This window comes from Fibrobacter sp. UWB7 (assembly GCF_900142945.1).
Classification (GTDB): Bacteria; Fibrobacterota; Fibrobacteria; order Fibrobacterales; family Fibrobacteraceae; genus Fibrobacter.
In genome coordinates this window covers 124,531-140,982 of sequence record NZ_FRCO01000005.1, presented here as the reverse complement: position 1 = coordinate 140,982, position 16,452 = coordinate 124,531, and the positions used below count along the sequence as shown (strand labels likewise).

Sequence of the window (16,452 nt, the reverse complement as noted above, 5' to 3'; positions counted from 1 at the left end):
CTTAAGCTTCCGCCAACTCCATATCCTTTTTAATCTCATGGACAAGATACAAAGGGATATCCGTCACTTCAGCGACTTCTTCAGGAGACATATTTCTAGCAAGCATTTTCCTTGCAATTTGTTCCTGCTTGGAAAACACTGCCATAGACTTGTCAAAATCGCTCATATCTACAGTCATAAGATACCTCGAACTAAAATTACTCAATTTGACCTCACTTTGCAATATCTTGAAAAAAAGACCCGCAGGTTATTTAACCCACGGGTCTATTGAATCGTCAATCAAAAATTAGCGAACTATTTTTTCAGGAGCATCACTTTTTCGGTCGCCTTGCCGTTCACTTGCAGCACGCCGATATAACGACCACGAGACAGGTTTTCGACGGAGCGAGTTTCAAAATGCGTACCGGCAGAATGTTGTCCAAGATCAAGCAATTTCACCACTCGACCTTGCATGTCGATGAGCGAGAATTTCACCGCAGCAGCCGCAGGGATTTCAAAACGCACGGCGATGTCACCGCCTTGGAACACAGCACCGAGGGAATGCATCACCACGACATTGCGAACGCGAGCACCCGTTGTTTTTTCAATATCGATTTCTACCTTGGCAATTCTGCTCCAGAGCGTATCGGAATCGAAAAGCACACCCACTCGGTAAGAGACGATATACGTTCCGTAAGGAGCTTTTTCGTTTTCCAGAGAATCGAGCAAGACCTCACTTGCAGAATCCAGCTTAAGCACCTTTTTCGCCGCAGAATCCATCACGAAGGCGTTTTTAAGCAGTTCGGCGCGGATATTCTCCGCAAGAGGCTTTTCGCTATAGAAAAGTTCCCCATTTGAAACAACCGGCGGATTCAGCATGTTACGAAGCAGCGGGTAGCTCACGCCCTCGGCGATGTACCAAACCGAGTCAAAGTTGAATGCTGCGAAAGACTTCTGCATTTTCATCTGTGCATCGGACAAACCCTTTCCTGTCATCAGCGAATCGCTGCAGGCTTCGGCTAAATAGTAATACTCATCCGAGGGATTCGTTCTTTTAGGCAAGCCATTGCAGAAATGGATTCCGTCTTTATACGCGCTTCCAGAAGCGTATCCTCTTACCTCTGCATCATTGCCGTTGATTTCGGCAAAGCCAAAACCATAGTACGGTTCTATAGAAAGCACATCACCCGTTGAATAGCAGTCTTCTATTACAGACTGGTTGTTATCGACAAAGCCGCCCGTGCCTTCGACATTTCCTGTAGAATAAGATTGCCGGATGGTTCCATCGTTTCCGCCGACAAAGCTGGCGGCTCTATACGCATTTCCGGTCGCAAACGAGCGCAAAACCAAGCCCTTGTTCTGGCCAACAAAAGCTCCAGAATAGCTGAATGTTCCCGTTCCCTCAGCGTTTCCGGTGGCATAGCATTCCGAAATAGTTGTTTCGTTCAAGCCGACCAAGCCGCCGACATAATGATCTCCAACAACATCAACGGATGCATGCAGTCCCTTCAGTCCCTTGCCGTAAGCCTTAGCAATCAGGCCACCTACGTAGAGGACTCCTTTTGCATTGATAACGCCCGACGCCGTAGAATTATTGACCGTTCCGCTATCGACTGCGACAAGGCCTGCAACGCCTTGCACGTTATAATATACCGAGATTTCCCCACCATCTTCGTAATAAATGGAGAAACCTTCTGAAGATGATTTCTGTCCAGATACATCGACATTCACAGAGCTCTTATCAATCGTTCCACCAGGAGCATTTAACCCGGCAATGCCACCTACGAAGCCAGAGTTTTCCTTTACGTTCGCCTTAACAGAAACATTCTTGATGGTTCCCCAGTTCAGCGCGGCAACACCGGCGGCACTTGCACCCCCAATCCACTGCGCATCGATTTTGGCATTGGCAATGGTTCCGTAATTCAAGTGTGCAAAGCCAGATACGAGTCTGCCACCATTGATTTTTCCTTTAACCGATACATTCTCGATGGAACCATAGTTCCTGAACACGAACCCCGCACTTTGATAAACACTGTCCATCACAATGTCGACATCTACATTCCGGATAGCACCATGGTTCACCGTAGCAACGCCACCTATTTTCATTCCAAAGTCTTCGCGACCGACAGAATAGCCCTTGAACGTCAAGCTGTCTACAACCGCAGATTTGGCAACCGTATCGATAAATCCTACAGTCTTGTATTCTTTATCCCAAAATCCTGTGTACAGGCTATCGATGCTATGGCCGCCACCATGGAATTCGCCGGTAAAAGCACCGGTATCCTGTTTTGCGTAACCGCCAAGGACAACACCGTAACAGTTGCAGAATTCATCCAACACATCGTACTTACCAATAGGCTTGAATCCTGTTCCACCGACAGCAAAACGTTCATCCGTCCTGGAAGCAGTGGCATCGATATCGTTGGCCAAGCGATAAACGGCCGACAACTTGTATTTTCCGAATCCGATTGATTTCAAGTCTCCGTAGGTCTTGATCAAGAACGGGTCTTTTTCCGTACCGGAACCGGCCATTTTCATCATGGTCTGATCCACAGCCTGATTCGGATAAATCTTTTCCTTCATTGTCTTGGATATATAGTAAGGCTTAGTCAGCCACGACAAATAGGGATAAGTCGAATCTGCTGCGATCTTCCAGGTTGAATCGAAATCCCAGCCTTCGTAGTTTTCCTTCTTGACCATCTCTGTTGTATTGCGGAGATCCCCCGCAGCCGTCGTATTAACATACCAGAGTGTCGTATCATAATAGACCGAGGTGTAGGTCGACTTGTTGTCAGAGCCCGCAAGGCCACCCCATTTAGAATCGCCTACGACTTGACCTGCGGCAAACGAGTTCTTCACAGTCGCATTGTCCGAATAGCCCGCCAAGCCGCCGACATTCTTTGTTCCCACGACATTTGCAATCGAATAGCAGTCCGCGACACTCGCCTCGCCCAAAAAGCCCACGAGACCGCCCACGTTTTCCTTGCCCGAGACCAGGAATCTAGAAGCGCTCCTCACGACAGAGCCTGCAGATTTCTTACCGGCAAGAGAGCCAACGTAATTTTCGCCAGAAACATCATACTTGATAAAGATGTTTTCGACCGTAGCACCATTATCGACACCGGCCAGGACGCCGACATAGTTCTTACCACGGATGGCACCCCTAGTACGCGCAGGTCCATACGAATAGCTTTCTCCAAGATACGAAGCCGTATCAAAGACAACGTTGCTTACCTTGGCACCCTTCGCCAGAGCCCGGAAAAGTCCCACCGAATCTTCGTCGGGGCGGTTGATATTCAAGCCTGCAATAATCTTGTTGTTACCGATAAAGACACCGCTGAATTTTCCAATCGGTTCAAAGCCCTTGCAAACAGTGCTATCGGCATTGCAATTTTCCTTGAACGAGACCGTGGCATTGATATTGCCCATTAGTTTGTAGTACGCATCAAGACCGTATTCGTATTTGCCAATATACTTGAGATCATCGTATTTATAAATTCTATAGGGATTCAGCTCGGTGCCTGCACCCGCCAAAACATTTTCTAAACCGTCGTCCTTCAACGTTCCCGGCAAAATCGGGTCCATGCCCTTGAAATACGGATAAGATTTGCCTTCTTGGATTGCCCATACAGAATTGAAGTCGAAGCCTTCGTAAGTAGATTGTTTCAACATCAATTCGGTAGAATAGCCGTCTATTCTGCCAAGCGCAGCAACCGTGCTATCGTAATAGCAAGATTTCATATCCTCACCCGAACCGAAGAAGTTTCCGCCAATAATGCCCTTTGCAACTTTTCGGCCATATTCATCGTACGGACTCTTGAGCATACTTGCAGAATAAATATTTTGTTGCAAATACTCGCCGTCAAATTGATCCGAAAGTCCAATCACGCCGCCCACATTTTCAAAGCCCCTAACCACATTCACCGAAAACGCATTTACGATAACCGAAGCCGACGCTCCGATAAGTCCGCCAACTTCATCGCCACCCTTGACAGCACCTGTAGATCCAACTTTTTCCATTTTAGCCGAACGAGTCGCACCAATCAAGCCGCCCACATAAGAAGTCCCCAAAACATTTCCGTCGATAGAGACTACGTTGACGACTTCGGACAAATCCAACTCGCCTGCCAAAACACCGACATTCCATGAACCCGTCACTTTCGCATTCACGAATTTCAAATCCTTGATGGCCGCTCCTTCAGCCACACCGAAAAATCCAACAAAGTCACGGTTGGGTTCATCTATTTCCAGATTCTTGATGGTATGATTTTTACCGTCAAACGATCCTGTAAACATGTGAATGCTATCGCCAATCGGCGTAAACTTCGAAGAAGATGCATCGATATCCTTTGTCAGCTCGTAATAGGCGACCAGCGGGTAGGCGATATCGTTTCCGATTTTCTTGAGTTCATCGTATGACGAAATTTCAATCTTGTTCGGAACAGCCATGTAGCTAGACGTTCCCCAGACCGTATCAGTACCAACTGCATAGCCGATTCGATACCAATGATAAATAGAATCTTTCGTTTCGTTTATCTGAGCAAAATTCAGCCACTTACCAAACAATTCCTCGTCAACATCAAGCTTCGCGGCCACTTTCGGCTGATCCTGCCACTTAGCAGCAGACGTAGGAGCTGCAAGCGGAATCTTGGACGCAGGCAAGACAGAAAACGCACCAAGATATGGGAAAGACTTACCTTCGTCTATTTTCCAAGTATGAATAAAATTTCCGGTAGGGCTATAGCATGCCCCCACATCTTCATAATAGCTACAAGTATCCGTACCATCAACAACATATTCCTCATAACCCAAAGCGTCCCAGCCCGCAAACGAAGCCATTTTCATCATCTTTGCAGAGGTAAGCCCCGTGCCGCCAGCACTCGTATCGAGTCCCGAAATTTCGGTATTCCAGTAAGAGCGTTCCACCTTTTCGCTATTATACCCGACAAGGCCGCCAACATCCAATTCGCCCTTGACCACATTGGCGGCATAGCTGTTGAGAATAGACCCATGGCTATCATCGTAGGCATGATACGCGTTTCCACCGACAAGGCCGCCGACAGATTCTACGCCCTTGACACTGCCTAAGGCAAAAGTGTTCTGAATACTGCCATAACTCACCCCAGCAATTCCGCCAACATCCTCCGTACCTTCTACAGTTCCCTTGGCATACGACTCACTCACAGAGCCATGATTGGTTCCGACAATTCCGCCCACGCCTTCATCAAGGCGGTAAACCGTCGATGAACGGGTGACATTCAGCAAATCTATTTCCGAAATACACAGCGAAATAGCCGCCCATCGGTCAGAATAACCAGCGATGCCACCGACATCATCCACCTCTTCGTAAGCAGGCGTTATAGAACCGCTAGCACGGCTATTCATTATCTTACCAAAATTGTACCCGACAATGCCGCCGACGTATGCATTCGTGGCAATGATATCCACATTCGCAACAGCATCGCTTATCACAAGATCTGATTCGCCAACAATGCCGCCGACGCAAGTTTTACCTTTTATTTCACCCTGGAACGAAATATTTTTCACGCTAGAAGAAACATCGGAATATCCAATCAGCTTCATTGTCGCACCAGCGATGCCGCCGACGCGTTCTTCGCCTTGGACAAAGCCGTTTCTCACGTGCACATTTTCGAGAACGCCAGCCACTTTCGCAACGACACCGCCCACATGCCGCGAATCCGTTGTTCCGCCCGTCACGCTCAAGCGGTCAAAATTCAAGTTGCGCAGAGAACCGATCAAGTACGAAATAAAGCCGAGATCGCCTTTGCAAGGCAACCAAATCATCAAATCGCTGATGGTATGGTTTTGTCCGTCGATATTTCCCCAAAACACAGTACTGTCGGCAGCGTCCTTGTACTTGCCGATAGGAATAAAGCCATTGCAGCCGTCCTCGTTGCACATTTCGTTCTTGGAGGCCGAAGCGTCGATATCTTTTGTCAGAACGTAATCCGAAGAGTACAGATAAGCGCCCTTGCCTATCGCCTTGAGGTCTTCGTAGTCTTCGATTTGGAACGGTTTACTTGCGGAACCGTCGCCTTTCATGGTGCCGTTAGCCGCAAAAGAGTGAATCGCAAATAGCGATAAAACAACAGTAAAAATGAATTGCGGTTTCATGGTTTTCCTCGTAGGTTCAAATAACATAAAAGCTCCTAGTTTTTAAGGCAACGGACCGAGAATCCGTTATTCTTCGGGAATTTTTTCACAGAAACGGTACCGTCGTTTCCAAAATAAATGGCGTATGCAGCATTCTCGCTAGCCTCTGAATATTCAGCGGAACTCCAGATATAAGCTTTAAGCCCCTCGGAATCGAAGGAGCCGCTACGATACCATTCGCCATCGGCGACAGCTGAAAAACCGTAATCGTTCGTGCCTCCCAAAGCATCCCAGCCAAATTGCGACTTGAGCACGGCAGCGGCCTTGGCCACTCCGCCAGCCACAGCAATCAAGGTATTCCACGATGTCGTATCCGGCAAGCGGTAGCCATCAGGACAAAGCGAATCTTTTGCCACATTCCAAGTGTAAAGACGGCCCATCAGGCTGCACTTTTCGGGATTGTTGTCATAGCACCACATATTCCCTTTCAATTCCGGCATTTTTACGTCGTCAGCATAGTTCAAGTTCTGGGCCATCCAAACTTGTTCGCCGATTTTTACGGTTTTATAAACTTGTCCATCGCGGTTATCGACAATGGAATCGTACTGCACTTGCGGATTTAGAAAAGATTCCCGTGTCAAGCTTTCGCCAAAGCTTTCCACATACGTTTCGAACGCAGGAATCTCGCTTGCATAATTCAAGCCTTCGAGGTTTTGGCGAATTTTTTCAATTTGACCGTTTTCTTTTGCGGTGGCTACCCATTCCGCGACTTCCGATTTCGTTTCGTCATCGTCCCACAAACCGTTTTTCGCAATGGCAGTACTGACTTCGTTTGTACGTTCTTCAAGCTTTGCCACATCGGCATCGGCTTGCATCAGTACGCTCACCGCAAGGAGTGCCGCGTTTCCGTCGCCTTTTTCGAAGATGTTCAAGTCTTCAAATTCATCAACGTTATTCGCGATATCAAACGACGTGAGCACTTCGCGTTCCGCTTGGGCTTTCGCCGCCGCAAAGTCCATTTTCTCAACCGTCACAAGGTGCTTTAGGCGCTCGTATTCCAAGTGCGTGAGCAAGTTGACGTTCACAGTCTTTCGAACGCTAAGGTCGGTCAGAGCCTTGAGCGAGAGCTTTTCCGAAGACTCTTTCCCGGTCACTTCGTTGAGGTAATAACCCGTCACTTCGAACAACGCACACGAAGATTTGAGATTGACGCCATCTATAGCAAAGTCGCCCTTGTCGCTTTTAACGTTGCCTGTAAATTTTTCGCCCGTCAGTTCTAGCGTCTTGCAATCCACGCCCTGCACGCTCACAATAGAACCCGTCACAAACGGTCCCTTCTGCGAAACGCCCGCCACATCCAAATCCTTGACGGCGTAAATGCCGGCATCGTCCGAAGAACCGCCTGCAACCTCGGAATTCGAACATGCGACAAAGACGCACGAAATCAACGCAAGCATAAAAGCAAACAATTTATTCAAATTCATAAAAATTCCTTTAGTCTTTGTCACCTAGACTTTTCTACTCAATTCTTGAGCCCACTGATTCCGGAACAAGTCCGGGATGACATCCAGACTCATCGACTTTTTCGTCTCCATCACATTGATCAAGCCGTTCGCTTATCGGGAACAGCTGCATATTCAAACGGTACACGCGCTGCGTTTCGCTACTTTCCGTAGCAATCGCAATAATGCGGCGGCGGCATTCCAAAAGTTCCTTCTTGATCCGTTCGTAGGCATCCTGCGTCAGTCCCAAGACAACACCCGACATGGAACGTTCCGCAAGCGGCAAGTCCAAAGCCTTTACGGCAAGCTCACCCATCTGGCGCTGTAAATCTTTCGCGGCAATCGGCACCGCATCCACGGAGCCCATCGATATGGACTTATCCGTCTGCACATAATTCCCATTACGGTCTTTTTTCAGGAGGTTCGCATCTTCCAAAAATTCAAGCGTTTCAACAGCTTCCGCTGTAGAAATTTTCGGTTTGCACGCACGGGCCATTTCGGCAGGTCTTGCACCAGGCATATGCGGGGCAAGCTCACGGAGCAACGGATTTTTCCAGGACTTGTAGTAATCGAATTCTTCGCCACCGAGCACACGAACCTTATGCGACCTCGCCAATGCACAGCGTTTTTCGAAAGCCTCCATTTTCGCTTCGTCCCCTTTTGCATGGGCGTATGTAACCATCAGAACAAAATACGTCTTCTCGAAACCGGCAAGCCCCATGGCATTTGCGACCGATCCTGCGGCACTGATGCTCAGATTCTTTTTCCCTTCACAAACGTACTTCAAAAAAACTGCCGACGAAAAACCGGCATTTCGTGCAAACTCACGCCAAGTAAAAGCGGAGTCGCGTTTACGTTCATCATAGTAATCCTGAATGAACTTGCGATAATCTGTATATTCAAGAATCGCCTTCATGATTACAAATATAGTTTTTAAACATTATTGGAATACAAAAATTGCCGTTTTTAGTTTAAATTTTACGTTTTTAGCCATTTTTAAACGATTTTGCAAAATTTTAGAACACAAGTTGTATCCCTGGGATACAAAAAAGCCCCGCAGAAATGCGAGGTTTTTGCGATTAGCACCACACAAATTCAAAAGAACTTCATTTAGAGGTGAAAGTATTCAAAATTTAAATTGTTTTTAAAGACTTTCACCCTTATACCATCAACCAACCCAAAATTTAGGGTTTATTTCACAGTCACCCTTTGCATTTGCATGCCGACGCGAAGCAAATAGGTTCCCGCCCTCGGCACAGCAATTTGCCAAGAACCATTTTCAACAGAACCTGATAAAAGAATCTTCCCTTGCAAATCGAACAACGTATAATTTGCATCAGACTGTACTCCGTCAATTTGGATGTAGCGGCCAATAACATCTATTTTCACGTTAGAGCTAACGACATAATCAATGGCATCTGTTTTGCTAGACGAAGACGATTTCTTGACGCTGCTAGAGCTGGATTTTGCTTTCGACGAGCTAGACTTTGCGACGTTGGATGACGAAGATGCTTTAGTCGAGGACGACGATTTTGCAACACTGCTGCTGGACAGATTTTCAATCAGTGTCGAGGATGACGACGATGTTTGAATCGAGGACGACGATGATTCCAAGCATTCCGAAGCATTCTCTTTCCACTTGGGCCAGAATTTTCTGTCGCCATAAGCGCCTTTGCTTATGTTTTTAACGGGGGAGCCTTCCAGGTTTTCATTGTCGTACCATCCCTCAAATTCATAGCATTGCTTTGATGGAATCGGCAATGTAACAGCATCTTCCAAGGTGCGTGTATTGGTGGCGTCTGGCAACGATACATCTTCATCTACGTAATACCAGATTTTATAAACGCCCTTGCCAATGTGAACATTGTAGGATTCATTCTTTGTAACTTTGTCTATAGTATATACCCCAAATTCATCGAATGGAGTATAAATGTAACTAGACGAAAGTCCGCATCCTGAATCGGGAACCACTCTCAACGAGGTCTTTGTTCCGTAGTCGTAATAACCGGTTCCTTCTACATATCCACTACATCCTTCCTCTGTATAAATATTTACGGATATAACGAATTTCTTAATTTGGAGCTTTGCATAAAGTTCCAAATCTCCAGTAGTTTTGGAATCAATGAACAGGAGGGAATCTTCTAAGAATTGGGGTTCTGTAAACCAACCATGGAAAATGTGTCCTTCTCGTGCAACAGTGGGCAACGAAGTGACTTGACCTTCTGTGTAATGGTTGATGTAGTTGTTGGAATCGCCTTCAAATGTATGCAAAACCAAGTTTGAAACTTTCTTGTCTGTTTGGTAGCCATCTACTTTGGAGGTGAACACGGGGTAGGGATCTACTCCAACCTTTTGTCCCCAAATAGCGCCTGTCATGCTTCCGTTATCGTAATTGTGCAAGTTATGTGCAACAGAGCCATTCGCAAACATCGCAGAATCTGCTGCGTTTGCAGGGAATTCCGAATATAACGACGACGGGTAGAATACGTTATCAATATGCACTTCGTCGGAATGATTGACGCCAATGACGCCATCTATACTACGGTAGTCGTTTACTGCAGTAACATCGCCCATGTGGTACGAATTTACAAGGTGAATATTTGCATACGATTCGTTGACGCCGACAATACCACCTACGACAACGCCACGAACATTTCCTGCGCCATCAAAGTTAGAAATATTGCTAGAGACTTTACCGATATGGTAGGAATTTTCTATGCGAACATCACCACCGGCACTACCGAGAATGCCTCCCGCATAGCTCTCCGCTTCAATGTCACTTTCCGCATAGAACTGGCTAATGTAAGTATCTGCATCATCGATGCCAACAGCGGCACCGATCCCGCAATTCCAAGCTAACAGTTTACCCTTGACATAGTTATTGACAATGCGCACATGCGAATGGTTCGTGATGGTGCTGATAAGGCCACCGATATTGTATGTACCATACAAACTTTTTTCGACGCTTGGCTCATCGCCAGGATAATATGCCGGTATCATTTTTGCATTGCTAAAAATCTTGCGGGAATTGGTCAAAGAGACCGTCGATGATGAGATAACACCTACGATTCCGCCAACTTTAATGTAGCCAGAAACATAAAGGTCTGCGGTAATGCTATCCAAGATAACATTGGATTCGTTAATGAGACCGGCGATGGATCCAGTGTTCCATCCACCATCGATGTAGCCTTCGTAGAGTGTCAGATTCTTGATGACAACCGGTTTTTCAGCCGTACCGCCAGAAATTGTTCCGAACAGGCCTGCTCCTTCAGTATCTTCCGGATAATAGTTGCTGGGATTATTGATGAAAATGTTCTTGATGGAAAATCCGTTTCCGTCAAAGGATCCCGCAAAATTCCACATCGGAACCCAAACCAAGAGGCTGTCCGTCCAGAGTTCTCCGATCTCTTTAAATTCGATATCCGCAACAAGTTTTCCGCAAGCCGTGGAATCTTTTTTCGCACCGATATTGCCGTTCACAATTGCCGCAAAGCCGAACAAGTCGTCAACAGAACCGATTTCGTAACAGCCTGCTTTCTGTTTCGGGAGCGGCCACCATTTACCATAGAACTTTACGTCACCGGAATCTATCGTGCTGATTTTCTTGATGGCATGGCCCAAATAGTTGGGGTTATTGAACCAACCGCCAAAAGCGTATCCCTTCTTTGGAGACGGATTCTGTAGCGTCAGGCCAATTCCCTTGGCGTAGATTTTTTTGTACTGAGTCGTGTCTTCGCTATGAGTGACCATTTCTATAGAATAAAGTCCCGTCGTAGAATCATTTGCTCCAGTAATTTTCTTGCTGAAATTCGGGCTTAAATCGACACCAACATTTTGCCCCCAAATGGATCCATCATAGTCATAATCATAACGCAATTTTACAGCGATTGTTCCATTCGCGAATTCTTCTGCAGTGGCCCGTGTACCGCCAAAACGAGATTTAAGGGTATCCAGATAATAAGAATTGATAATCGAAACTTTTTTCGAATACTTTGTGGAATCAATAAATCCGACTTTTTGATTTTTGGATAAACTATAGGAATTTTCAATTTTTACACTATCGTTGGCTATCCCCACAATACCATTGGAACTTCCAACATCATAGAAATTTAGGAAAGAAACTTGTCCCCAAACATAATCAATGAAATAACCGTTTTTCCCAGAGAAGCTTCCGGTGTTATAGGAGTTGGATATGGTTAAATGAGAATTTTCGCCAGTGGAACCTATGAATCTTGCGTTTTCATTAAAATTAATGCCGTTATGGATGGAGTCTATTATGACGTAAGAACCACCCCTTATGTAATCTATCAAATCTGCTCCAAATAAACCATCAGCGGATGCGTTCTTCCAATCTATATTTTTTATGATTATAGGCTTGTCTTTTGAGCCTCCGCTAATAGAACTGATAAACGACTTATTGCCATCGCTCTTTTGGAGCTTTGTCCACGTGAACGAAATTGAATGTCCCTGACCGTCTAATGAACCCGCAAATTCTTCAAGTGGAGTCCACTGCAAGAACAAGCTCGAATCAAGAACGATGTCTGCTGTCAAGATGCCACAAGCCATAGAATCTTTTTTTACGCCGAGGCCTCCGTTCACAATGGCGGCAAACCCAAGCATTTCTTCTGCCGAATTGATTTTATAGCACTTGCCATCACGTGTTGGTAATGGCCACCACCTTGTATAGTAAGTCAGCTCTTCTTCAGCAAAAGATATGTTTATACGATTGCCGATAGATACAGAACTCGTGGTATCATCGAACCAACCGGCAAAAGCGTAACCCGTTCGAGGTGTTGGATCTGGCAATGTTAATACCGTTTGGGATACATAGTATCGCGGATAATTCGTTTTATCGCCACTATAAGAAACAACATTTAGCGAAACAACCTTTGAATAGGGTTTTACATCTCCCGTGATAACTCCGCTAAAGTTAGGGTTTGCATCTACACCGATGTTCTGCCCCCATTCCATTCCGTCATAACCGTAACCATTGAAATGGTAATGCAATCTCATGGCTACATAACCGTCAGCAAATTCGTCTTTATGCACGTTTGAGGAACGGCGGCGGCAGAAATCTGTTGACGCTTGCATGATATATGAATTTTCTATGATAACGTCGTTCTTATTTTCTTCGCAAAAGCCAAGTAGCAATGAATAGCTGAAGTTTTTCGGGTTGTTATAAGAATTGATAATTGTAACGCTATCACGAGCAGTTCCAATGAGGCTTTCTCCGGTACCTGTATTATACACATTCTTTAATGTTACTTTGCCATTTGCAACGTTAACAATGCAGCCAAAATAAGAGGAGGAATTGTTTTTGATATTCCCGGTATTGTAGGAATACGAAATATTCAAGTCAGAATTTTCTTCTGTAGTTGCTATAAACGCAGCGACACGCCCGCTATCTATTGTAAAGTCCATTCCATTATGGACATGATCTATTTCGACATAGGAGCCGCTTTTCACGGTGTTGATTATCGCAGCTCTGGTCTTGGCCGAAATCGTTGCGTTTTCCCATGTAATGTTCTTGAGGGCCACAGGATTTTTCTTTGTTCCGCCGTTAATGGAACCGATAAACGAAGCATTGTCTCCGTATCGATTGACATCTATCGCCATGTTAGAAATCGTATGGCCCTGACCGTCTAGGGAACCTGCAAAATTTTCGATAGGTTCCCAAGCGCCGTATTTGTTCACGTCAAGAGCGATGTCTGATGTCAAGATGCCGCAAGCTGCGGAATTCTTTTTTGCCCCATGTGTTCCGTTTACAATGGTTGCAAAGCCATGCAATTCTTGAGCTGTTGATACCTGATAGCATCCGTCAACCACTTTGGGCAAAACAAAAGAATATTCAACACTAATGCTACTGCTAGATTCTACGCTCGACGAAGAACTTGAAATGGCCATTGACGAACTAGAAGGCATAACGATATCACCTTCGTTTGCCTTTTCTGCAACGCCAACCAATTTTCCTTTGAATACCGGCAAAGAATCTTTGCCGACTTCTTGACCCCAAATTTCACCATTAATGCCACCTTTGACAACATTGCCATCAGCGTCTTTTTGCACGTAATCGTGAAGAAGTTTTGCAACATAGCCGTTCTTGAACACGGCAGGCGATGTCTGTATGCTCAACTGCGTATGATCCTCAAGTCCCATGAGCGAAAATACATTGTACATATAAACGGCGTATTTGTCATCGTGAACAAGTTTGTCGTATTCGTGGGTCTTGCTGTTCCAGCTATTATAAACTTCTGCCATTCCGACAATACCATAGTTGTGTTCGGAATATGCATCCTTTACCGGGCCTGCATTGTAAGAGTTTATGATAGTCAATGTGTCTGTCCAATGAGCCCCGACAAGGCCGCCGACAACGGCATATCCATAAACCGGTGCTGCATTAAAGCAGTTGATAATAGTCGTTTTGCCTTTGCTGTATCCCACTAAACCGGCTGTAGATTTCTCCCGTAACGTTTCATCACTGATTGAGCCGACGTTATAGGAATTGCTAATAATTGCGGTTCCCAAATTGGTGCCAATGATACCTGCACCACGTTGTACAGAGCCAGAATTATAGACGTTGTCGATGACGGCTTTTTTGTTATTGGTTCCAATCATGCTGGCACCAACACGAATTAACCCAGTATTGTAGGAGTCCGATATATAAACTTCGCCACTATTTGTTCCGACAAAGCCATTGCTGATTGCTGTACTATAGCTATGGGTTATATTAAGAACACCGTTGTTTTGCTCGACAAAAACAGGTGCATTCTTAAAGGCTGAATTTACGATACCTAAATTCTTGATAGTGAGCGTATCGCCTTTATTGACTTCCGAGAAAAAGACTTTATTGTACAACCCGGATATCTTATGCCCTTGTCCATCAAAGACTCCATTAAAGCCTTTGATTCCATCCCACGATCTTTGGGGATTAGGATCGCCTGTATACAAACCATCAAGAATCATGTTTTCCATATTCTGATTGACAACTATGTCATTCACGAGCTTTACGCATTTTTTATCTGGTGCAATTCCAATCCCGTAAAGATCACTGATGGTTGAAATCAGATAGCAACCATCTTTATCTTTTGGCGGCACCTTTGCATCACCATCCCACCTGTTGAAAAGTTCAATATCGCCATAAGAATCTTTGCTAATCGACGTGATAACGGAATCAGGCTTGTCCGCAAAAGCCCAGCCCAAAAAGACATAGCCATACCTTGTATAAACCGGCAATTGAGCGATACCATTCTTATAAGTGTAAGATTTCATTGTAGAATCTGGGTGGCAACTATTCCCGTTTATATTCAAATCGAAATAATAATCCGTAGTACAAAGATTTAACTTAAACGAAAAAGGTCCAAAAGCCACATTTTGCTTGGGCCAGTAGTTTCTATTGGCTATGTCTTGCCCCCAAACTTCGCCACCCTTGTAATTGTGCAACATAATCGTCAGCACGCCATTTGAAAATTCATTATCAGGTATGGCTTTTGCTCCGTATTTTTTAGCGCATGAATATGTTTGAGCGTTATTTTTATAGAAAGTATTCTTGAGCGAAACATTGCCAACGCGGCATTCGCCAACAACCGGGTCCTTTGTTTTAAGATCACTAAGGCAATCGCTGTAAGAGTTGGTTACAGAAAGCGAATCCTGGTTAAGTCCGACAAAGCAGCCCGAAGAAATTCCGGACAAGGGGCCTTTCACGTAGGAGTTCGTTATATCCACCGTTCCTCGATTTATACCCACAAAACCGCCAATATAAGGCCGATTCTCTCCGCCAAGAGTAGAAATTTTCAGCATAGATGACGCTGAAATGGTAATTGTAGCGTTTTTATCGTTTAAACCAACAAAACCTCCCAATACAGAATCGGCATCTACGAAAGCGTCCTCTACAATGTAGGAGTCGGCAATACCTGTCGTGACGTTCTTTATGTTTACTTTTGCTGATTTTTCATTGACGCCGAGAATCAGGCCTACGTGACTGACTCCTATTAAATCGGTTCTATAAACTATTGGATAGGCACTTCCTTCAACATTAAACTTATGAATGAAAGATAAACTGTCGATGTCAATTGTCCCGGAATTGGAACCGACCGCGCTACCAATAAACTTTTGACCAGTGACGTTTGTGGCAACCCCTTTTTTGATGGTAAGTTGATTTTCGTTTCGGCCAACAAGGGATGCAACTTGTCTACAACCCTTTACCTGAGACAGATACATCACGTTATCTAATAGGAGGTTGCCGCTATTCTTGGCGACAATACCACCCACGGTATCGTGTCCATAGAACTTGGTATGCCTGATGGTTAAATCCTTGATGACAACAGGGCTAGCTTCTGTCCCGCCAGAGACCAAGGCGATAAAGCCCAGGTTGTTTTGGGTGGAATCTTTAATATTTTCAAGTTTCCAAATCGTATGGCCTTGGCCGTCAAATCGTCCGGAGAAATTCTTGAGCGGAGTCCACTGGGTGTGGGGTACGATTGTCGCGGGGTCGATATCAATTCTTTTGGAATCATTCTCGTAATCAATCTTATAGCAAGTGTAAACGGAATCTTTGCTATTGGTTTCTTTTTTATAATAGCATTCGATTGTCGTTGTATCGTTTGCCAAAATGTCTTGGGTAAGCATACCGCAGGCAGAACTTTCTGCAGCGCGTCCTGCTTCGAGTGTTCCGTTCACGATGGCGGCGAAACCATACAGTTCATCCGCAGTCGAAATGGAATAGCAACCATCCTTTACGGTGGGCGCAGTCGGGGTCACTTTCGCACCGACAATTGCACAAGCCATAGAAATAAGCAAAACTATTCTTTTCATTTACAAGCTCCTTTTTGCGTAAGATACAATCTTTTAGTTCTCTACG

5 protein-coding genes are annotated in these 16,452 nt (G+C 45.2%); all 5 read right to left on the bottom strand.

All coding sequences use genetic code 11. The features are described 5' to 3' along the window. Position 1: 1 nt before the first annotated feature. Positions 2-178, bottom strand: a complete 177-nt coding sequence (locus tag BUC30_RS16155; protein WP_170861547.1) for a hypothetical protein — start codon at positions 176-178, stop codon at positions 2-4. A gap of 116 nt (positions 179-294) precedes the next feature. Further along, on the bottom strand, positions 295-6,114 hold the full coding sequence (locus BUC30_RS13155) for a GLUG motif-containing protein (protein ID WP_073425363.1): 5,820 nt from the start codon (positions 6,112-6,114) through the stop codon (positions 295-297). A gap of 35 nt (positions 6,115-6,149) precedes the next feature. Further along, positions 6,150-7,577 (bottom strand): fibrobacter succinogenes major paralogous domain-containing protein, encoded by a 1,428-nt coding sequence (locus tag BUC30_RS13150; protein ID WP_073425361.1) that lies wholly within the window; start codon positions 7,575-7,577, stop codon positions 6,150-6,152. Between the two features lie 34 nt (positions 7,578-7,611). Next, on the bottom strand, positions 7,612-8,511 hold the full coding sequence (locus tag BUC30_RS13145) for a TIGR02147 family protein (RefSeq protein WP_073425360.1): 900 nt from the start codon (positions 8,509-8,511) through the stop codon (positions 7,612-7,614). A 275-nt stretch (positions 8,512-8,786) separates the two neighbouring features. After that, positions 8,787-16,406 carry an InlB B-repeat-containing protein gene (locus BUC30_RS13140; protein ID WP_073425358.1) on the bottom strand — a complete coding sequence of 2,540 codons (7,620 nt, stop codon included), beginning with the start codon at positions 16,404-16,406 and terminating at the stop codon, positions 8,787-8,789. Positions 16,407-16,452: the final 46 nt, after the last annotated feature.

Excerpts from the sequence above, each read along its gene's own strand:
- BUC30_RS16155 (WP_170861547.1), bottom strand. The coding sequence starts at position 178 with ATGACTGTAGATATGAGCGATTTTGACAAGTCTATGGCAGTGTTTTCC.
- BUC30_RS13155 (WP_073425363.1), bottom strand. The coding sequence starts at position 6,114 with ATGAAACCGCAATTCATTTTTACTGTTGTTTTATCGCTATTTGCGATT.
- BUC30_RS13150 (WP_073425361.1), bottom strand. The coding sequence starts at position 7,577 with ATGAATTTGAATAAATTGTTTGCTTTTATGCTTGCGTTGATTTCGTGC.
- BUC30_RS13145 (WP_073425360.1), bottom strand. The coding sequence starts at position 8,511 with ATGAAGGCGATTCTTGAATATACAGATTATCGCAAGTTCATTCAGGAT.
- BUC30_RS13140 (WP_073425358.1), bottom strand. The coding sequence starts at position 16,406 with ATGAAAAGAATAGTTTTGCTTATTTCTATGGCTTGTGCAATTGTCGGT.